The organism is Sinorhizobium psoraleae (genome assembly GCF_013283645.1).
Lineage (GTDB): Bacteria > Pseudomonadota > Alphaproteobacteria > Rhizobiales > Rhizobiaceae > Sinorhizobium > Sinorhizobium psoraleae.
This window is the reverse complement of sequence record NZ_JABEKV010000001.1, coordinates 1,678,921-1,698,555: the sequence shown is the minus strand read 5'-3', so window position 1 is coordinate 1,698,555 and position 19,635 is coordinate 1,678,921. Positions and strand designations below refer to the sequence as shown.

The window sequence follows — 19,635 nt, the reverse complement described above, 5'->3', positions numbered from 1 at the left end:
TCCGCGATTGCTACTCTTCCGCAGCAATTCAAAGTGCTACAGCGATCTTAGTGCGTCTGAAATACGCGACCGCGCTGTAGGAGACGGGGCGCATGAAGCGACGGCTGGCAGCAATCCTGGATGCTGATTTTTCCGGCTATAGCCGAATGATGCGGCTTGACGAGGCCGGCACCTTCGCGGCGCTGAAGGCTCACCAGACGGAGGTCATTCTCCCGGCGATCGCCGGACATGGCGGGCGGGTCGTCCGGCAGATCGGCGACGGCCTGCTCGCCGAATTTCCGAGCGTCTTCGGCGCGGTCACCTCGGCGCTCGAGATCCAGCGGGCAATGCTCGGGCGCAATCAAACCGCAGACTCCGACCGCCACATGCACCTGCGGATCGGCATCCACCTAGGCGACGTCATCGTAGAAGACGACAGCATCCACGGCGATGGCGTCATCGTCGCCGCGCGGCTTCAGGAGATCGCCCCGCCCGGCGGCATCTGCATCTCGCAACAGGTCCACGACCATATCGGGGCGAAGCTCGATTTTCCTTTGACCGATCTCGGCCGCCGCACGCTCCACGACATTCGCCACCCCGTTCGCGTCTGGCGCTGGATGCCGGACGCAGCGCCCGGCAGCACCGCGGCGGCGCCTCGGTTCGGTGAAGACGACCAGTGCGACCAGCCCCCATCCGCTCACGCCGCCCGCACCCTCCCCGATCGCAAGCGGCCGTCGATCGCGGTGCTCCCGTTCATCAACATGTCCAGCGTCGACGAACAGGAGCATTTTGCCGACGGCTTCACCGAAGAGCTCATCCACACGCTCGCGCGCTGCCGGTGGCTGCACGTCGTCGCCCGCAATTCCTCCTTCGCCTACAAGGGCAAGCCCGTGGACATAAGGAAGGCCGCCGAGGAGCTCGGCGTGAAATACGTGATCGAAGGCAGCATCCGGCGCTCGGGCGACCGCATCCGCATCACCGCCCAGCTTCTGCGCGCAGACAGTGCCACTCTTCTCTGGGCGGAACGCTACGACCGGACGCTTGACGACCTGTTCGTGCTTCAGGACGAGATCGCCGGCCAGATCACCGGCACGGTCCAGCCCGAACTCGGCATCATCGAATTTGCTGCCCTTCGCGGGCAGACCGCCGCCGACATGGATGCCTGGGACATCTACCTCAAAGGTCTCTGGCATCTCTACAAGTTCAATCTGGACGACCTGAAGATCGCCAAGGACCTCTTCGAACGCGCGGTGAGCGTCGACCCGACATTCGCGCAGGCCTATGCGCGCCTCGCCTATGTGCACATCCAGCTCGGCTGGTATGGCGCGATGGACGAGCGCGGCGCGCGGATCGCCGACGCCATCCGGCTCGCGGAACGCGCAATCGCCCTCGACAGCCGCGAGCCCGCCGCCCATGTCGCCCTCGGCCGGGCGCTGGCTCTGCGCGGCCAGCCGGAACGCGGCATCACCCACCTGCGCAATGCGCTCGAGCTCGACGCGAGCTTTGCCCAGGGCCATTTCGCCCTCGGGCAGGCACTCTGCTACGTCGAACGCCCGGAGGAAGGCATCGCCGAAATCAACGAGGCGTTCCGGCTGAGCCCGCGCGATCCGCACCTCTGGACGTTTCACAACATGCTGGCGATCGCGCATTACCAGTCGGGCCGGCTCACGCAAGCCGAAGCCGCCGCCCGCGCATCGCTCAGGCAGGAAAACACCACCTTCTGGCCGGCAATGGTGCTGACGGCAGTCGTCGGCGCCCAAGGCAACGCCGAGGCGGCACCTGCGGCGCTCACCGAGCTTCTCAAGTTCCGGCCGGAGATGACGATCGAAAAAGCACGAGCCGAATTCTATTTCGGCGGCGTCCCGGCCATGCCGGAACACTTCATCGACCGCTTCGCCACCGACCTCGAGCGCGCCGGCTTGCCGGGATAGGCAGTGCCGGAGAAGCTGCGGGACGAGAAGGCTCGCCTTGCACCCCCTGCTTCTCCGGCTCCCCCGCCTAAGCAATTCCACGGATAGCGTGCGACGGCTTTCGCAGACTTATTGCAGCGTGCGCGATGGCATCTGTGCCGGCTGGCCGTTGGCCATCTCGGGTTGGCCCTGCATGTCGCCGGCCATGCGCGGGCTGTCGAGGCCCGTTGCCACCACCGACACGCGGAAGGTACCGTCGAGCGTGCGGTCGAAGATCGCGCCGACGACGATGTCGGCCTCGTCATAGACCTCCTCGCGGATGCGGGTGGCCGCCTCGTCGACCTCGAACAGCGTCATGTCCATGCCGCCGGAGATCGAGACCAGCACGCCCTTGGCGCCGCGCATCGAGACTTCGTCGAGCAGCGGGTTGGCGATCGCCGCTTCGGCCGCCATCATCGCGCGGTTGTCTCCGGTCGCCTCGCCCGTTCCCATCATCGCCCGGCCCATGCCCTTCATCACCGTCTTCACATCGGCGAAGTCGAGATTCATCAGGCCTTCCTTGACGATCAGGTCGGTGATGCAGCTGACCCCCGAATAGAGCACCCGGTCCGCGATCATGAAGGCATCGGCGAAGGTGGTTTTGGCGTCGGCGATGCGGAAGAGGTTCTGGTTGGGGATGACGATGACGGTGTCGGCGCTCTCGCGCAGCCGCTCGATGCCCTGCTCCGCCGTCTGCATCCGCCGCTTGCCCTCGAAGCTGAAGGGCTTCGTGACCACCGCAACCGTCAGGATGCCGGCGCGGCGTGCTGCCTCCGCGATGACCGGCGCCGCCCCCGTGCCCGTGCCTCCGCCCATGCCGGCGGTGACGAAGCACATATGCGTGCCGCCCAGATGATCCATGATCTCGTCGATCGATTCCTGTGCCGCGGCGTTGCCGATATCGGGCAACGAGCCGGCGCCGAGGCCTTCGGTCACGGCCGCGCCGAGCTGGATGCGCCGCTCCGCCTTCGACATCGAAAGCGCCTGCGCGTCAGTGTTGGCGGCGATGAAATCGACGCCCTGCAGCTCTTCCGCGATCATGTTGTTGATGGCGTTGCCGCCACCGCCGCCGACACCGATGACAGTGATTTTCGGACGCATCTCCGTGATGATCGGCTTCTTGTACTCTGTCATGGCTCTTCTCCTTGGGCAGTTCCGCGGTTGAAAGGCTTGTCCGTCCCCGGAAACTGCGACGAAAGCGGTGCGGGCGCGAATCAGTCAGTCATTTTAGGAACTCAAAAAGGCCACGGAGAAGGCAAGAACGGCAAAAACGAGGCAAGTCCACAGCTACGTGGATGGGCAGGCGAAACGCAGTGCGGCTTGTCAAAGCGCGGAAGGATGGCCCCAGCAAAGGGAACAAGCACATTCCCCGTACGTTCGGATGGCACATAGTCAGTGGAGGAGTAGCTGCAATGGGTGTCGATCAGGCCCCTACCGAAAAGGGCAAACGATCCGCTCGCGGCTTGCACAAGAGCACCGCGAAAGAAGAGCAGAAGGTGGAAGCGCAGAAAGGGTCCGATCTCCGCAAAGGCGCCGAACGGTTCGACGAGCGCTCCAAAAGCTCTGACGGCAAGAGTGCAGGAACGAAGCAGAAGCCGAAGTCGAAGCGGTAGAGCCTCTCGTTTCAACCGCTTACTACAGCGCCGCGCGTCTCATCAGACGCGCAAAGGACGCTGTAGCTTTTTGAATTGCAGTAGCTATTCCTGATCGAAATATCTCATGATCGGAGGGCCCCCATCTGACGTGAACTGCAGGAGGTATTCCTCCTTGTTCGCGTCGACGCCCTGACAACTGATCGTCGCCGGCCGTTTAAACGGATTGCCATAGGTGCAACTGCCCGTAACGGCCTGAGAGCTTGGCGGTGTTCCCTCTACCCCGAGATTCAGAATAATCCCATCCAAGCTCTGTAATTGGGTATCGGCGTCCGGCTTCGCGCCCTCGATCCCGCTGAAAGTCACCGCCCCTTTTTCGCCCATCACGACGGTAAATCCGGTCCGAACGGTGCTATAGATCGACTGGACGACTTTGCCGCCGCAAAGACCCGACAAGTCGTCACCACCCATAACAAGACGTTCGCAGGTGCCGGTGAGCATAGCCATGCCACTCAACTTCTGAAGTTCCTGGGCGGGGACAGGTGTACCGTAAAGAACGCCGGACAGCAGGGCCGCTGCGAGCACGTCACGTCGAAAATCGGGCATTCTTGTTATCATCAGCACAGTCTCAGCCTCGGTCGTCGCGGAGTTGTACTTGTGCTGAATTAACATCTTGCGAATGCTTCAACCACGTGCCTGCCGCGACGCATGAAATCACTCACGCATTCCAGCTCGGACAGCTCCTGACCCGCTCGTTCCAGCGCTTGGCGTTCGTGGTGACGTGGGGATTTGAACGCCAAAAACGTCGCCCATGGGCCGAGATCAGTTCTACCCCAATGCGGGTGCGGTGTAGCGACGGCGTACGGCCTCGGCGATCCTGTCGCGGCTCTCGGCGGGCGAGAGTGCGCGGTCCTCTTCGATGCCGGCGGCTTCCGCTGCTAGGTCCGGATCGCCGATGCGCTCCTCGAACCATTTCGAATAGTCCCCGGCACGCAGATGATGCTCCCAGGTCTTGTCGTCGATTCCTTCGGCAATCTGCAGGAACATCATCAGATTGTGGGCGCGCAGGTTCATTTCGTTCTTCGGCCCGCGGAAATAGAAGCTTGTCTGTTCGTCCATATGGCCTTCGGCATATTTCCGCGTGTGGCGCTTGCGGGTCTGCCTCGGTTTCTCGACCCGGATGCGGCGCACGGGCGCGTCGGTCGAGCGTTGCCAGAAAAGAACCTCGTCCTCCTCCTGCGGCTCGTCGAGGCCGTCCGGCGGCGCTTCGCCGACGGTCGTGCAAAGAGCCTCGATCACCTCGCGCGCCTTGGGGCCGAGCGCTGCGACGGCGGTGACTGCCGCAAGCGCGTCGGGAGAAACGGCATCCGGATGGACGGTGATCATGATCATGCCCGAGCGGTCGTCCGAAAGCGCAAGCGAGGCACTGTCGCGTGATGCCGGCATGAGGTGATGGGCCTCGTCGATGATCAGCCAGTGCGGCCTGCCGGTTTTGGCCCGAAGCGCCGAAAGGCCCGGCATGAGTTCGGCGAAGAACGCCGGCCGCTCCTCAACCTCGAAGCCGAGCGCATTGACCACGACGTTGTCCTCCGGATTGGCGAGGAGCTCCAGCACCTCGCTGTCGGTGGGTGTCGCCGAACTGCTGCCCAAGGTCACGGCGCCCTCGAGACCCTCGTAGTCGCCCTCAGGATCGAAAACGCAGAACTGGCAATGCCGCTCCCGCATGCGCTCCGAAAGAGCCGTTGCCAGCGTCGACTTGCCGATGCCGGAGCTTCCGGCGATCAGCAGGACATCCGGCGGCCCGATTTCGACCGTCCCGTCGTCGTCCTCGCCGATCGGCACCTGGTGACGCGCATTGGCGCAGAGCGCATAATCGAGCTCAATAATCTGCCCGATCAACTCCTCCACGCCTGCGCCCCGCGCGCCTTCAAGGACGAGATCGGCCGTTTCCTTGAGCGAAGGCAGGGCGTTCGTGACAGCTGCACCGCACCCGCAGGTTCTCAGGAGCGCGTGATCGTTCTCCGCATCGCCTACCGCCACGACGTTCAGGAAGGAAAGCTGCATCTCCTCGAGCGCCGATTTCAGACCGGTCGCCTTGTTGACGCCGCTCGGAAGCACCATCACCGCGCCCTTGTTGAAAATGATCTCGAGTTCGAGGCCAAGCTCGTTGATCGCCTCGAGGGCCGTGGCCTGATGGGGCTCCCAGGTGGCGACGATGGACCGCCCGACCGATATTTCCTCGACACCTTTCTGCCGCAGGCGCGCGACGAATTCCGGCGGCGACGCGGGCGCAAGCAGCCGCTCCTCCTCGGTATCGGGCGAATAGAGCAAGGCGCCGTTCTCCACGACGACCCTGTCGAAGAGGTCCGTATGGGGGAAGACGCGCTTGAGGTCCGGCAGCTCGCGGCCGGTGACGAGGAGGAGCTTGCGGCCGGTCGCCCTCAGCCTTTTCAGGGCCTCGAGGGTTTCCGGCCTGACGACACCGTCCTCGGCCAGGGTGCCATCATAATCTGTCGCAAGGGCCATGACATACATTTGCTCGCCGCCTCTCTTCCCGGCCGTCAAACGCGCATGTTCCTGGCGCGCATGTTCCTGGCCGTCGCCGTCGATCTCCCGGACAAACCGAACGTGCGAGCCAGACGCTGGTTCCCGGGCATGAGCGGACGCCGCTTTTGTTCAGGGAATGTTCGGCGCCAAAACGGCTGAACCCGCCGCAAGGGCGGCCGACAGAGGCGTGGAGCCGACCTGCGAGCCAGAGCAATTCCAGGAAAGTATGCAACGGTCTTCCGTCCGGAATTGCTCAGTTTCAAAGTTTCGAATGCCGTTGCGTTTCGCCGCTCACGCGTTCCAGCTCGGGCGGCTCCTGACCCGCTCGTTCCAGCGCTGCACGTTTGTGAGCGACGCCGGGATTTCCATACCAAAGGCTTCGCCCAGCCAGCCGCAGACGCCGGCGGTGATATCGGCGATCGAGAAACTGTCGCCGGCAAGGAACGACCGGCCGTCGGCAAGCTCGCGGTCGAGCCAGGCCCATTTCTTCGGCACCGCCTGCCGCTCGGTCTCTGCGAATGCCGGAAACTGCGTGAGGCGATCCTTGAAAAATTCTTCGGTGTGCAGCGCGACATTGCCGATCGTGGCGAAGATCACCAGTTCCGCCCGCCGGTTCCACATCTCGACCTTGGCGCGGCTGACCGCGTCGGTCCCGAACAGCGGCGGCTCGGGATGCGTCTCCTCGAGGTAGCGGCAGATCGCGACGCTTTCGGTGATGATCGTCCCGTTGTCGAGTTCCAGCACCGGAATCTGGCCGAGTGAATTGAGCTTCAGGAATTCCGGCGACTTATGCTCGCCCTTGAAGAAATCGATGTCCGCCATCGGCAGCGTGACGGCCTTCTCCGCCATGAAGATGCGCACGCGGTAGGAGTTCGGTCCTATGCCCTGGTAGAGCTTCATTGTTGCCTCCCTTGTTTGGTCGATCATGATGAGCATTATGGCAACATTGATTGCAAAAGACAACCGGTTCTAGTTTGTATCTGGTTTTGCAAAACATCCGCGCATGCGAAAACGCCGGCGATGCGGGCCGGCGCCTTCCCAAACCTCCCTCACTCCTGTGCTCGTCACAGGAGTCCAGCCACGGCGCGTCCGCGCCATGAATGACCCGCTTTCAGCATGTGCGGCGGAGGAAACACCGGCCAACCCACCGCGCACGGCCCAAAACGTTCGACCGTCGGCCCTACGGATTCTCCCGCGCCCAAGGACTTGGGCGCGCTGGATTCCTGTGACGAGCACAGGAATGAGGTACGCGTGGTTAGCCGCTGGTCAGCGGACTGCGACCACCGTCGAGTGTGTATGTGTGGCGCCACCACCGCCAGCCTCAAAGCCGCCAGCCACTCGCAATCACGAAGGGCACCGCCTGCCCCTCCGCGATCGCCACGCTGCTGAACGCCTTCAGCCGCTGGCCATCGCCAAGCGCAAGGTCGAGGGCGAAACGCTCGCCTTCGAAGACGCAGGACATGACACGCATCAGAAGTCCGTCGGTGCCGCGGTGGACGTATTCCGGCCTAACCAGCACGTCGGTAAGCGGCACGTCGGCAGGCAGCCCGCCGGTCGCACCAATTGCATCGCGCGACCCCAGCGCCTCGCGCAGCACCGGCCAGCCGAGTTGCCTTTGGCCGCTCTCCGCCACCGGCAGCCGCAAAATGCTGCCGCGGCCGATCAGTCCTCCGACCACGCGGCCCTCGGGCCTTGCATAGATCTCCGCCGGCGGCGCCACCTGCAAAAGCCGGCCTTCCGACATCACTGCGACATCGGTCGCAAGCGCCATCGCCTCGGCCTGATCGTGGGTGACATAGACCATGGTGGCGCCGGAGCGCTCGTGGAAGGCGCGGAAAGTCTCCTCCATCGACTTTCTCAGATGCTGGTCGAGATTGGCGAGCGGCTCGTCGAGCAGCACCACGTCCGGCTGCGTGACGAGGCAGCGGGCGAGCGCCACCCGCTGGCGCTGGCCGCCGGAAAGTGCGGCCGGCCGCCGCTCGGCAAGCTCGGTGAGCTTGACCAGCGACAGCGCTTCGCCCACGAGCTTCTGCCAGGCCGCACCGGAAATCCCCCTCACCTTCAAGGGATAGCCGACATTTTCCGCGACCGTCATATGCGGCCAGAGCGCATAGGACTGGAATACCATCGCCATGTTGCGCTTTTCCGGCGGCAGCGCGCGCTCGGCATCCGAAAGCCGCCGCTCGCCATAGGAGATCGAGCCGTCCGTCGGCTGCTCGAAGCCGGCGATCATCCTGAGCACCGTCGTCTTGCCGCAGCCGGAAGGGCCGAGGAGCGCCAGGAAGGCCTGCTTGCGCAGCGCGAGGGAAACGTCGGCGACCGCCGGCCTGCCACCGCCAAAATCCTTCGTCAGGTGGTTGAGGATCAGTTGCGCCACGGCAGCACGCCCTCCGGCAGGTACTTTGCGAAAAATTCGAGCGCCGCCATCAGCGCGATTACCAGGACGACGACGAGCACCGAAAGCGCCGAGGCGAGATCGGACGAGCCGCTATCGTCGAGATTGAAGATCGCGACGCCGAGCGTCTGCGTACCCGCCGACCAGAGCAGCGCCGAGACGGTGAGCTCGTTCGCCGCGATCAGCAAGACGAGGATGATCGAGGCCCCGGCCGCCGGCGCGATCAGCGGCAGCAGCACGTCGCGCATACGGCGGAAGAAGCCCGCGCCGGCAAGCCTTGCCGCCTCCTCGAGCGAGGGGTCCATCTGGAGAAACGCGCTCATGACAGGCTTCAGGCTGACGGCGAGAAAGGAGGAGAAATAGGCGACGAGAATGATCCAGATCGTGCCGTAGAGCGAGACACCGACGACCGGCAGCGGTGCCGCGAAGGTGAGGATGAAGGCGACGGCGAGCACGATGCCGGGCAGCGCATAGGGAACCTCGATCAGGATCGCGATGAGGTTGGCGAGCGCGCCCTTCCGCCGCGTCAGCAGATAGGCGGCCGGCACGGTGACGACGAGCAGCCCGAGTGCTGCGGCCGAGGCGAGGAAGGCCGAATTCTTGAGCGCCGTCAGCGTGATCGACTGGCGGAAGAGGATTTCGCCATAGGCGCTGAGCGACACGGTCTTGAAATTGAGCGGCACCCCATAGGCCGGCACCAGCGAGCTTGCGATGAGCGCCAGGAGGGGCGCGACCAGCACCAGAGCCAGCGCCAACCAGAGCAGCGCTTCGAGAGCGATGCGCAAGCGCCCGAGCGCGAAGGCGGCGCGCGCACCCGAATGGCCGATCAGGCGATAGTCGCGGCCTTGAAGGGCGCGCTGCTGTACGATGAGCCCAGCGGCGGAGATCGCCGCGATCAGCGTCGAGATCAGCGCGATCTCGCCGAAGGTGGCGGCACCGAAACTCGCAAGCCGGCTGAAGATCAGCGTCGGCAGCGTCTCGATACCGGCCGGAATGCCGAGGATCGCCGGAATGCCAAAATTGCCGATGCCGGAGACGAAGGCGATCGCCCCGCCGGCAATCAGCCCCGGAAAGGCAAGCGGCAGCACGATATCGCGGAAGACCCGGAACGGCCCTGCACCCGAAAGCCGCGCCGCCTCGATGCCGTCGCGCGGGCTTGCCGCAAGCCCGGCCTTGAGCGCCAGGAAGACGAGCGGCGCATGCTGCACGCCCAAAAGAAGAGCGATGCCGGAAAGCGAATAGAGCGGCTGCGGGCTGCCGAGCGGCGGCGCCAGCCCCAGCGGCTTGAGCAACGGGCTCGCCGGCCCGGACATCTCCACCCAGGCAAGCGCCGTCACCTGCGGCGGGATCATCATCGGCAGCATGAAGGCGAAGCTCAAAATCAGCTTTCCCCTGATATCGGTGAGCGCCATCGCGAAGGCGAAGAGCGAACCGAGGAGGAGCGAGACGACCATGCCGCCGGTAGCGGTGACAAGCGTGTTGCGAAGCGCCGCGAAGGTCGCCGGCTCGAAGATCAGCCGTGCCGCCTGCCCTTCGACAAGCCCGCTGAAACCCGCCCCCGTAAGGCGGGCAAGCGGCAGCACCGAGAGCAGCAGCACCGCACAGAGCACGAAGGGCAGCAGCCAGGCCGGCTCGCCGCCGGACGACACCCGCCGCTTGCGCCAGCGGAAGGCGAACCAGCGCCCTCCCCGGCCGCCGCCCGGCGACCTCGCCTTGAGGGAGTCACCTTCCGTAAGGTGAGGCATTGCCGGCAGTTCGACGCCGCGTAACGCGCGCGTCAACTCGCCGGGCAGTTTTGCGGGAGTCGTTTGGGGAGGCCGGCTTTCCGCCGCCTCCCCGCCGCCGAAGAGAAACCGCAATGGGCCCGAGCGCCGCGCCCTCGACAGAAACCGTCGAGGCGGCTCCAGCAACTTGAAGCCGGAGCCGCCTTCCGCGTCGGATTCCACCGGGGCGCTCGCGCGCCGGCTGCGGGCGATCTCGTCCGCTCGTGTCATCAGCCGATCAGTTCGTCCCGAAAATGCCGGAGAAGGTTTTGAGGTCCGCTTCGGAATTCTTGACCGCGGCGGCGGCATCGACCGGCAGCACCTTGATCGTCTCGCGGGCCGGATAGCCTTCCGGCAGCGCCACGCCGTTGCGAGCCGGGATATAGCCCATCTTCACCGCAACTTTCTGGCCTTCCTCGGAGATGAGGAAATCGACGAATTTCTTCGCGGCGTCGACGTTCTTCGCGGTCTTCAAAATGCCGACCGGCTCGGTGACGGCGGAAACGCCCTCGGCCGGGAAGACGAATTCCACCGGCGCGCCCTTGGCCTTCTCGCGGATCGCCATGAAATCGACGAGCATGCCATAGGCCTTCTCGCCGGTCGCAACCGCCTTCAACACGCCGCCATTGCCGCCGGCGGCCGTCGCGCCGTTTTCGGCAAGCGCCTTGTAATAATCCCAGCCGAGGCCAGGAATGGCGGCGAGCGTCTCTGCATGGATCAGCGCAGCACCTGAAGTAAGCGGGCTCGGCATGGTGACGAGGCCCTTGGCCTCGGGCTTGGCGAGATCCTGCCAGCCTTCCGGCTTCATCGCGGCGGACGTGTTGTAGACGATGCCGGTGGTGATCATCTTGGTCGAGTAATAGGCGCCGTCCGCATCATAGAGCGCGGCATCATAGCCCGCCGCCTCGGGCGACTTGTAGGGAAGCAGATGCCCGCCCTCCTTCAGCCGCTGCATCGTCACCGTATCGGCGATCAGAAGCACATCCGCCACCGGATTGCCGGCCTCGATCTCGGTCATCAGCTTGGCCATGATCTTCGTCGTCCCCTCGCGCACCCACTCGACCTCGACGCCGGGGTTAGCCGCCTCGAACGCATCCACCGTCGCCTGCGCATCCTCATTCGGCTGGCTGGTATAAAGCACCAGGCTTTCGGCATAAGCCGCGGTGGAGAGAAGGCCGGCGACAAGCGCTGCGGCAGCGGCGGAGAGAAGCGTTTTCATGGGATTTGCCCTCGGTGGGAGAAAGATGGTGCCGAGGGATAGAGCGGGTGTTTTACAGGGATGTGACAGGGGCCGCTTGGCGGAGTGGGAGGCCGCTGAGCGCTAACAATGGTCGCTTGGGCGCCTGTCTTTCAGGGGTGCCTGCATCTCTGAGGCAAGGGCATTTGAGAAATATCCGGAAAACATCTCAATCGTCGTGACAACGACGATGTTTCATTTATCTTCGCACCGAGGTAATTTCGATGAGAACGTTTGAAGAAATACGCAGAAAATTTAGAGCAATAGGCGTCAGAGCAGCGGATGATCCTGACCTTGCAGGTGTAATAAATCTCAATGGCCCAGAAAGCCTGCTAGTGCTGTCTGGGGACAATCCCTATTGGCACAAAAAGGGCGCAAACGGGTGGTTCGACGTAACTGTCGAAGCTGCAAATGGCGACATTCTTCTTTTGCACAATGCGATTGAAACAAAGCATTCAACTCACAGCCACAACCGAAAAGCCGAAACGCATATATATCCAAACGTCGTTGTTATTGGACAACGCAAAAATCTTAAAGAAGTAAAATTCATAGGTTTTAAGCTCGTAGGATTGAAGCATTTTTTTCATTATGAGCACATTGAATTTCAAGACCTCTGGCGCGCACCGCCTGAATTGATGAAGGCGCTTCTAGCGCTTAGAAAATCGAACGCAGAGTGGCTTAGCGCCGAATTTGGCGGCACTGAACGAAAAGACGAACTTTTCCATCCAGGCGCGCTTTACATCACGCATCGTGTTCCCAGAGCTTTCAAATTTCGCCTGCATACCCGCTGTTATGAAATTGGGTTCGGTGGCCATTCAAGAGGCTTGGGATGGGGGAACATCGAAATTCAGGTAGACCCAGTGGCGCAGATTTCGTTCGATGAGCCTGTCAATCTCGATCAGGCGCTTGACGCCGTGTGGGAATGGCAAAATTTCTTCGTACAAATCGCCATGGAACCTATGCCGGTAGAGGCCATTTCCACTCGCGCAGATAAAGGCGAACAATCTCCCGCTCACGTGTACCTTCCTGTGTCAGAAGAGCCATCCAAAAATAGCGAACTGCGGGGCCTTCATCCCGCCTACATCCCCTATAATCGATGGAATGAGCGTCAGAAACTGGCCACGGCAATGAGAGGATGGCTAGAGAAGCAAGATGAACGCCGACAGTTTCGCGCGGTGTTAGGTCGGGTCATTCGCGATATGCATCGCCGGTCAGACATTGAAAACGTGCTTCGGCTGTGTGCCGCCATAGAAAGCCTGCCCGAATTGGATCAGGGTAGCGATGTATCGAAGAAGCATATCAAAGACATGGCCGCAGGCGCGCTAAGCATCGCAGTACGGGACAACATTCCAGTGTCCGGAGAACGCATTCAAAATGCTCTTTCAGTTCTCCGACGTTCAAGCCTTCCTGCTCGACTTCGACACCTGTCCGAAAAACTACAGCATTTGCTCAGTTTGGATGACTGTAAATTGATAGCAAACGCCGCACACGGGCTACGAAATACTGCGGCGCATGGCAGAGCCCACGTCAGCTTTCAAAACCCCCTCGTTGCACCAGTCGTGACCGCATTAGCAGCAATGTGCGCGGTATACGACCTCAGCACATCGGGCATGCAACCAATTTCAGGTGAAGGCCGCATTAATAGCCTGCGGACTTGGGAGCAGTCAGTGGGTGAACTACGCTGGGTGAACTCACAAGAGCCCCACACAGCCGAGACTTAATACACACGTGTCTGACAAGGGCAGCGTCTCTTGTAAGCTGCCTTGTAGCACCAAACTGACCCCCTCTCTGCCGAAATCGGTATGGTCGAGAAAAAGCTTGGATTGTGAAACTACAACCTATTGTAGCCCCCATTTCCTTGCGATTAATTGTGAAAGAGAATTGGGGGAAAACCGATGTCAATGTTTGATCAGTTACCACACACTACGAGCCGGATTGAGACTTTTACCCCTGCCGGTGAACAGTCCATAGGAACAGGCTTCTTCTTCAATTTCGAAGTCGCCGGTAAGGGCACTATGACGACGCTCATTACCAACAAGCATGTCGTTCATGGTGCAAATAGGGCTAGGATTTATATCTCACGCGCCGACGGTGATCAGCCCTTTTTTGGTCAGTTCAACTCATGGGACATTGAGGGCTTCGACCAAATGATTGTCGGACACCCCGACCCCAGCGTTGATCTCGCGGCCTTTCCAGTCGGAGCTATTTTGAACGAGATGGAGAAGGCTGCAACGCCCGCCTATTATCGCGGCTTCAGCCTCGCGAACATTCCGACGGAGAGTGAAATAAATTCTCTGACTGCAATCGAAAACATCCTGATGATTGGATACCCAACCGGCATTTGGGATCAATCAAACAATCTGCCGGTGGTTCGCCGGGGCATCACGGCCACTCCTTTTGCTAGGGATTATAATGGGCGTCCTGAATTCATGATCGACTGCGCATGTTTCCCGGGCTCATCGGGCTCGCCGGTAATGATAGCTGACAATGGAAGCTACGCCATGAAGGACGGCGGGATTGCCATTGGAAGCAGATTTCATTTACTTGGTCTTCTCTGGGGCGGCCCTCAATACAACGCCGAAGGCGAAATTGTCGTAAAGCCCGTTCCCACCTCCACTGTCCCGGTAAGCGTTTCCAAAATCCCGACGAACTTGGGGTATTGCGTCAAGTCGCGCATGATCCGTGACTTGGCACCTATTTTGGAAGCGCGGTTCCATTGACCGCCTCATCTGCGGGAAGACGATGCTATGGCAGAGTACTCCGAAGAGGCGATCAAGCAGATGGAGAAATTGACCACAATCCGCATCGCCGCCGCCCTCCTGCTCCGCCCCGACGGACAAACGCTCCTCGTGCGCAAGCGCGGGGCGAGCGCCTTCATGCAGCCGGGCGGAAAGATCGGTCCCGGGGAGGCGCCGGATGCGGCCTTGGCGCGGGAGCTCAGGGAAGAGATCGACCTTGACGTCGAGCCGGCGTCCTTCGAGGTCCTGGGTGCGTTCAGTGCCGAAGCATCCAACGAACCGGGACACCGCGTTGATGCGGATGTCTTCCTCGTCCGGACAGAGCAGGTTCACTTTCACCCCGCGGCGGAAATCGAGGAGGTGAAATGGGTATCGCCGTTTGACGTTGACGGCGCGGCGCTCGCGCCCCTCACCGCGGATCACATCTTTCCGCATTACCGGGAACTGATCGGGCGGAGCACACGCCGCCGCTGACTGCGGATGGACTGGCAGCGGCGCCAGGCGAATGACAGGAAGTAGGGTAACCCGAGGCTTCTTGTTTCTTGCCTCAGATGCGACAGCTCGCTGAGTTGAAAACAACGACACCGAAGCTCACGTCGTCGGAGGAGATTCGCCTATACTACAGCGCCGCGCGTCTTATCAGACGCGCAAAGGACGCTGTAGCACTTTGAATTGCTGCATGTTCTTATCCTACGACTTACGGAAACATGCAGGAGGGGTCCGCTCGTCGCCCCTCTCTCACCCCGCAAACCCACCCGCGTCGAGAAACCGCTGCTCCTCTTCCGTCATCGTCCGTCCGAGAATCCCGTTCCGATGCGGGAAACGGCCGAAGCGGCGGACGATATCGCGGTGGCCTATAGCGTGGGAAAGACTCGGCTCCCCGAGACGGCGGGCAAGTTCGACCGAGCGCTCCTGGTCGGCAATCTCTTCCGAATGGCCGAACGGAAGATAGAAGAAGAGCTGCAGGTCGGCCGGCCCCTTGAGATCGTAACCCGCGTCCACGGCGGCGCGTGCTATGCCGAGCGCCAGGGCGTCGGTCTCATACATGCGCGGCGTGCCGCGAAAGGCGTTGCGGGGGAATTGATCGAGGAGAAGAAGGAGCGCCAGCGTCTTCTCCGGCGAAACCGTCCAATGCAAGAGTTCGCCGCGGGCCGCCGCCTCGTGGCTCGCGAGGAAGCGCTCACGAAAGATGCGATCGAACTCCGGCTCCTTGGCAAACCAGCGTGTCGGCCCCGCGTCGCGCCAGAAGTTGATGACCGCCGCCGCCCTATCCTCGCCGACAAGCGCCTCGCCGGCGAGCGCCTCGCGCAGCCGCGCGTTGACGGCTGGATCGGCACGCGCCGGTGCCTGGCGCTCTCCCTCCGCTGGCTGCAAGCTGCGCAGCGCCAAGCTTTCGATATACCCGATGAAGTCGCTCATTTCGCCCTCCAGTTGGTTGGAGACCGCACGGGCCTCGCCCGAAGACCTACGACTTTATAGGTACTGAATGAAGTGATATGATTTCAGCATTATGCTGAATGAAATCGACCTGTCGCGCGCTGACCTCAACCTGCTGGTGCTCTTCGAAACAGTGCTTGACGAGGGGAATGTCGGCCGCGCCGCCGAACGGCTGAACCTCTCCGCCTCCGCCGTCAGCCACGGTCTCGGCCGCTTGCGGCGGCTGCTCAATGATCCGCTCTTCCTGAAGACGCCGAAGGGCGTGGTGCCGACCGATCGCGCCAAGGAACTGGCGACGCCGATAGCCGATATTCTCGCGCGGGTGAGAAGCGTTATCTCCACGGCCGAGCCCTTCGATCCGGCGCGCGCCAGGCGCCGCTTCACGATCGGCACGGCCGATGGCTTCTCGGTTTTCCTGCCGCCGTTGCTCGACGAGATCGCCCGCAACGCGCCGGGCATCGATCTCGTCGTCCGTCACATGCAAATGGAGACGGCGCTTTCCGATCTCGATGGGCGGCTGATCGATGTGGCGATCGCCCCTTTTTACGAACTGCCGGCCCGCTTCAGCGCGCAACCGCTTTACGAGGAAGAGTTCGTGGTCGCGGCGCGGAGCGGCCATCCCTTCCTCAAAAACCCGACGCTCGAGAACTATTGCCGCATGCAGCATCTGCTTGTCGCCCCCAGAGGCGACCTCCGGGGCCTTGTCGACGAGTTGCTCGAAAGCCGCGGCCTTTCTCGTCGCGTAGCCTTGGCCGTGCCGAATTTCTTGCTGGCGCTCGATCTCGTCAGCAAGACGCAGCTGATCTGCTTCCTGCCGAAGCGCTTCGTCGCGATGCATGCGGAGCGCTTCGCCGTCGCCACCGCAAAGCTGACGCTGGGCCTCGGCAGCCCCGGCGTCCAGGCGGTGGTGCCGAAGGCGGCGCTGATGGATACCGGTCTCGTCTGGCTCCTCGACGTGCTCAGGCGGTCCGGTTAGCTCGTCTGCACCCCACTCCCAAACCGCTGCCTACACTCCTCGGCCAGCGTGTCGATGGTCCTCCGAAATATTATCTCGGGTGCCAGTCGGACTTGATCGTATTTCCCCGTCCCGAAAACCCGCCTTTCCGATTAAATTCCGTCCGTCCATTGCATATCCGCCAATAGCGTCTATATATAGCGCAATCGAACATTGCTTGTGACCTTTGCCGAAGCGCCGATGCGCTTGTCAGATTTCCTCTCAAATATCGATCAAGCCGGATGAAATATTTGTCCGGAAACTCTCGCGATTGAAAGGAAATCGTTATGAATTCAGGCACTGTAAAGTGGTTCAACAGCACCAAGGGCTTCGGTTTCATCCAGCCCGACGACGGCCAGACCGATGTGTTCGTGCATGCCTCCGCCGTCGAACGCGCAGGAATGCGCTCGCTCGTGGAAGGCCAGAAGGTCACCTACGACATCGTGCGCGACAACAAGTCCGGCAAGAGCTCGGCGGACAACCTGCGCTCTGCGTAATTTGTCATTCGCCGCCGCTGACCACGGATGTACTGGCAGTGGCGCGCGCGAATGACAGGGAAGAGGTCGGGGTAACGCCCGGCCTTTTTGTTTTGCCTCCGGAAACTCCCGACGCCGGAAGTTTCCGACAAAGGAGATGGCGATGAGCCGGAACAGGTACAGCATTGGCGACACGGTGGTTCTGAGGGCCGACCTCACCCGGACGGCGAGCGCCGACAGAAAGTGCTGCATCGTCGGGGTCCTGCCGGCGGCCGAATACGGAGAGCCGCAGTATCGCGTTCGTTTCGGAGCGGAGAACTTCGACCGGCGCATCTTCGAAGGCGATATCGATGCCACCGAAACGGACTTGCCGGCCCGGCCGGACGACGCGGCGGCAATGGTCAGCGGCCGGCCCTGGCTGAAGCCGTTGAGCACCAAGGCAGCCAAGTGAAGCCGCAGAAGTGAAGCCTTCGCCTGAACCAATCGCCCGCGGCCATCGTTTTCGCCATGCGGTTCGCCACCACGCAATGTGAAACCGGGCCGGCAATCTGAAACCGAGAATGTGAACAGGGGATACCCCTCTTCAATCAAGACGAACCGCATATAACCAATGCAGAAACACGGCATCTGCCGTCGAAAGGAAGGATATACTTTGCAAGTTCTCGTCAGGGATAATAACGTCGAGCAAGCCCTTCGCGTTTTGAAGAAGAAGATGCAGCGCGAAGGCGTTTTCCGCGAAATGAAGGCGCGCAGCGCCTACGAAAAGCCGTCCGAAAAGCGCGTGCGCGAAAAGGCGGAAGCCGTGCGCCGTTACCGGAAGCTCGCCCGCAAGAAACTCCAGCGCGAAGGCCTGCTGCCCGGTCCGAAGAAAGTGGCCCGCCCCGCCCGCTAACGCTCTGAAGGCGCAACTCCGGAAGCGCCCGACCAGCAATGCACAGGAAATCCAGCCACGGCGCGTCTGCGCCGTGTTTGACTCCTGGTTTGTCGACAACCGGCTGGCAACGCAACCGTCCGTCTGGCGGTCCATGGCCGCGATCATTCCTGCCATCGGTTAGCCTCCCGCGCTGCGGCCCTCGGCCGCTGCCGAATTCCTGTGACAAGCACAGGATTGCGGGCGTAGTCGCGTATCGCCCGGCCGGTCAGTTCGACCACTCCGATCGGGTCGAGATGTCGGGCACATCGGGGTTCAGAGGCGGGTCCCTGCAAAATCCCCGCGAGCCGCACACATTCTCCCCATTCCTTTCACCCGCCCTTAACGCGCTTGCGGCTATTCTAGGCCGTTCGATCGGATGCATCACGCATCATTTCGTCCGCATCATGCGGGGTCGAAGAAAATCATTGCCGCCGTTTTTCCGACCGGGGTTCCGCTTCATGCGTTCCCTCCCCATCCGCGTCAGACGCTTCTTTTGAAAGGTGCCGCACCATGGCTGTCGTGAGCCCTTCCCCGAAACATATTGCGCAGCAGATCCGCAGGGACGTCTATTACAATGCCTTCGCCACGCTCGAGCGGATGCAGATCGATGCCTCCCCGGTCAATTACGAGCTGATGTGCGAAATCATCAGCGGCAACAATCCGGAACTGCGCGAGAAATTCGCGCGCCTCGGCCGCGACGTGACCGAGGAGGATCTGGACGTGCTGGCGCGCATGTACCTGCCGCACCACTTCGGCCAATCGGTCGTCGACGATTCCGCCAACCGCATCCACAGCGAGCTCTCCACCTTGAAGGAGTCGCTGCAATCAGGCCAGAACTCGCTTTCGAGCTACTCGTCCATGCTCGGTCAGGCGAGCGGCAATTTCTCCTCGATCGATCCGGGCGACACCCAGAGGATCCAGTCCGAGCTGCAGGCGATCCGGGCGGCGACCGAGATCCAGCGCTCGAAGAGTGACGAGATGCTGGAAAGCGTGTCGACCCATATCTCGGCGGTGACCGCGATTACCGGCGATCTCGACGAGTTCGAGCGCGCGAAGTTCACGCACGCCGCCACCAATCTCGCCAACCGGCGCGGCTTCAACCGCAAGCTCGCCGAGCTCTACGGCGGTGAGCGCTATCCGGACGGCGCGTCGCTGATCCTCTGCAATCTGCTGGCGCTCGAACCCTTCGAGAAGAAGGAGCTTATCAAGCTCAAGGAAGCGATCCTGCAGCGGCTCGGCTCCGTCGTCTCGCAGACCATCCATGCCACTGATTTTGCCGCATGGCTCGACCGGCCGCAGATCGGCATTCTCGTCGCGACCACCAGCGAGGCGGAGGTCCAGCGCGTTGCCGAGCATATCCGCATGAGCTGTCTGCGCGCCTTCAACGGTCAGCGGCCGGGCATGCCCGCGGTCACGGCCCGTTTCGGTTGCAGCACCACCTATGATGCCGATACGGCGGCAAGCCTCTTCGCGAATGCCGAAAAGGCGCTCGAAACCGCCGCCGAACAGGCCGGCGAAGCCGTCGTCTTCTTCGCCGAAGGCAAGGCCGGCGGCCAACGCAAGGACTGGTCGCTCTATCGGCGGTGACAGTTTGGCATCGACGGGACGCTTTTGC

The 19,635-nt window shown here is 62.0% G+C and carries 18 protein-coding genes; 10 read left to right on the top strand and 8 right to left on the bottom strand.

The window, feature by feature from the left end:
- Positions 1-92 precede the first annotated feature (92 nt).
- Positions 93-1,910 (top strand): adenylate/guanylate cyclase domain-containing protein, encoded by a 1,818-nt coding sequence (locus tag ILFOPFJJ_RS07935; RefSeq protein WP_173509968.1) that lies wholly within the window; start codon positions 93-95, stop codon positions 1,908-1,910.
- A 108-nt stretch (positions 1,911-2,018) separates the two neighbouring features.
- Here the strand turns inward: ILFOPFJJ_RS07935 and ftsZ are convergent, their stop codons facing one another.
- Positions 2,019-3,062, bottom strand: a complete 1,044-nt coding sequence (gene ftsZ / locus ILFOPFJJ_RS07930) for a cell division protein FtsZ (protein WP_173509967.1) — start codon at positions 3,060-3,062, stop codon at positions 2,019-2,021.
- 278 nt (positions 3,063-3,340) lie between these two features.
- Here ftsZ and ILFOPFJJ_RS07925 point away from each other — a divergent pair, with 278 nt between their 5' ends.
- Positions 3,341-3,541, top strand: a complete 201-nt coding sequence (locus tag ILFOPFJJ_RS07925) for a hypothetical protein (RefSeq protein ID WP_173509966.1) — start codon at positions 3,341-3,343, stop codon at positions 3,539-3,541.
- Between the two features lie 84 nt (positions 3,542-3,625).
- Here the strand turns inward: ILFOPFJJ_RS07925 and ILFOPFJJ_RS07920 are convergent, their stop codons facing one another.
- From ILFOPFJJ_RS07920 to ILFOPFJJ_RS07895, 6 genes are all read right to left on the bottom strand, one after another.
- A complete protein-coding gene (locus ILFOPFJJ_RS07920) occupies positions 3,626-4,126 on the bottom strand; it encodes a hypothetical protein (protein ID WP_173509965.1) in 501 nt (166 codons plus the stop codon).
- 222 nt (positions 4,127-4,348) lie between these two features.
- Entirely contained in the window at positions 4,349-6,055 is a 1,707-nt protein-coding gene (locus ILFOPFJJ_RS07915) for an HAD family hydrolase (protein ID WP_173509964.1), read from the bottom strand.
- Between the two features lie 303 nt (positions 6,056-6,358).
- Positions 6,359-6,967: a glutathione S-transferase family protein gene (locus ILFOPFJJ_RS07910; protein ID WP_173509963.1), complete on the bottom strand. Its 609-nt coding sequence runs from the start codon at positions 6,965-6,967 to the stop codon at positions 6,359-6,361.
- A gap of 421 nt (positions 6,968-7,388) precedes the next feature.
- Positions 7,389-8,444, bottom strand: coding sequence for an ABC transporter ATP-binding protein (locus tag ILFOPFJJ_RS07905; RefSeq protein WP_173509962.1), 1,056 nt, complete (start codon positions 8,442-8,444; stop codon positions 7,389-7,391).
- The gene (locus ILFOPFJJ_RS07900) at positions 8,432-10,456 is read right to left on the bottom strand and encodes an ABC transporter permease (RefSeq protein ID WP_173509961.1); all 2,025 of its coding nucleotides are present in this window, start codon (positions 10,454-10,456) and stop codon (positions 8,432-8,434) included. The genes ILFOPFJJ_RS07905 and ILFOPFJJ_RS07900 overlap by 13 nt, the downstream gene beginning before the upstream one ends.
- Before the next feature lie 7 nt (positions 10,457-10,463).
- On the bottom strand, positions 10,464-11,444 hold the full coding sequence (locus tag ILFOPFJJ_RS07895) for an ABC transporter substrate-binding protein (RefSeq protein WP_173509960.1): 981 nt from the start codon (positions 11,442-11,444) through the stop codon (positions 10,464-10,466).
- A 242-nt stretch (positions 11,445-11,686) separates the two neighbouring features.
- On the opposite strand from ILFOPFJJ_RS07895, the gene ILFOPFJJ_RS07890 reads away from it, so the two are divergent.
- From ILFOPFJJ_RS07890 to ILFOPFJJ_RS07880, 3 genes are all read left to right on the top strand, one after another.
- Positions 11,687-13,183, top strand: a complete 1,497-nt coding sequence (locus tag ILFOPFJJ_RS07890) for a hypothetical protein (protein ID WP_173509959.1) — start codon at positions 11,687-11,689, stop codon at positions 13,181-13,183.
- A gap of 174 nt (positions 13,184-13,357) precedes the next feature.
- The gene (locus tag ILFOPFJJ_RS07885; protein ID WP_173509958.1) at positions 13,358-14,182 is read left to right on the top strand and encodes a S1 family peptidase; all 825 of its coding nucleotides are present in this window, start codon (positions 13,358-13,360) and stop codon (positions 14,180-14,182) included.
- A 27-nt stretch (positions 14,183-14,209) separates the two neighbouring features.
- Positions 14,210-14,674 (top strand): NUDIX hydrolase, encoded by a 465-nt coding sequence (locus ILFOPFJJ_RS07880; protein WP_246299493.1) that lies wholly within the window; start codon positions 14,210-14,212, stop codon positions 14,672-14,674.
- A gap of 264 nt (positions 14,675-14,938) precedes the next feature.
- On the opposite strand, the gene ILFOPFJJ_RS07875 is transcribed toward ILFOPFJJ_RS07880, so the two are convergent.
- A complete protein-coding gene (locus tag ILFOPFJJ_RS07875; protein WP_173509957.1) occupies positions 14,939-15,619 on the bottom strand; it encodes a DUF924 family protein in 681 nt (226 codons plus the stop codon).
- 91 nt (positions 15,620-15,710) lie between these two features.
- Here ILFOPFJJ_RS07875 and ILFOPFJJ_RS07870 point away from each other — a divergent pair, with 91 nt between their 5' ends.
- The 5 genes from ILFOPFJJ_RS07870 to ILFOPFJJ_RS07850 all read left to right on the top strand — a co-directional run bounded on the left by ILFOPFJJ_RS07870 (position 15,711) and on the right by ILFOPFJJ_RS07850 (position 19,607).
- Positions 15,711-16,613 carry a LysR family transcriptional regulator gene (locus ILFOPFJJ_RS07870; protein ID WP_173509956.1) on the top strand — a complete coding sequence of 301 codons (903 nt, stop codon included), beginning with the start codon at positions 15,711-15,713 and terminating at the stop codon, positions 16,611-16,613.
- Positions 16,614-16,918: 305 nt separating this feature from the next.
- Entirely contained in the window at positions 16,919-17,128 is a 210-nt protein-coding gene (locus tag ILFOPFJJ_RS07865; protein WP_173509955.1) for a cold-shock protein, read from the top strand.
- Between the two features lie 142 nt (positions 17,129-17,270).
- The gene (locus ILFOPFJJ_RS07860) at positions 17,271-17,558 is read left to right on the top strand and encodes a cold-shock protein (protein ID WP_173509954.1); all 288 of its coding nucleotides are present in this window, start codon (positions 17,271-17,273) and stop codon (positions 17,556-17,558) included.
- Between the two features lie 201 nt (positions 17,559-17,759).
- Positions 17,760-17,999, top strand: coding sequence for a 30S ribosomal protein S21 (gene rpsU, locus ILFOPFJJ_RS07855; RefSeq protein ID WP_173509953.1), 240 nt, complete (start codon positions 17,760-17,762; stop codon positions 17,997-17,999).
- A 531-nt stretch (positions 18,000-18,530) separates the two neighbouring features.
- Positions 18,531-19,607, top strand: a complete 1,077-nt coding sequence (locus ILFOPFJJ_RS07850; protein WP_173509952.1) for a diguanylate cyclase domain-containing protein — start codon at positions 18,531-18,533, stop codon at positions 19,605-19,607.
- Positions 19,608-19,635: the final 28 nt, after the last annotated feature.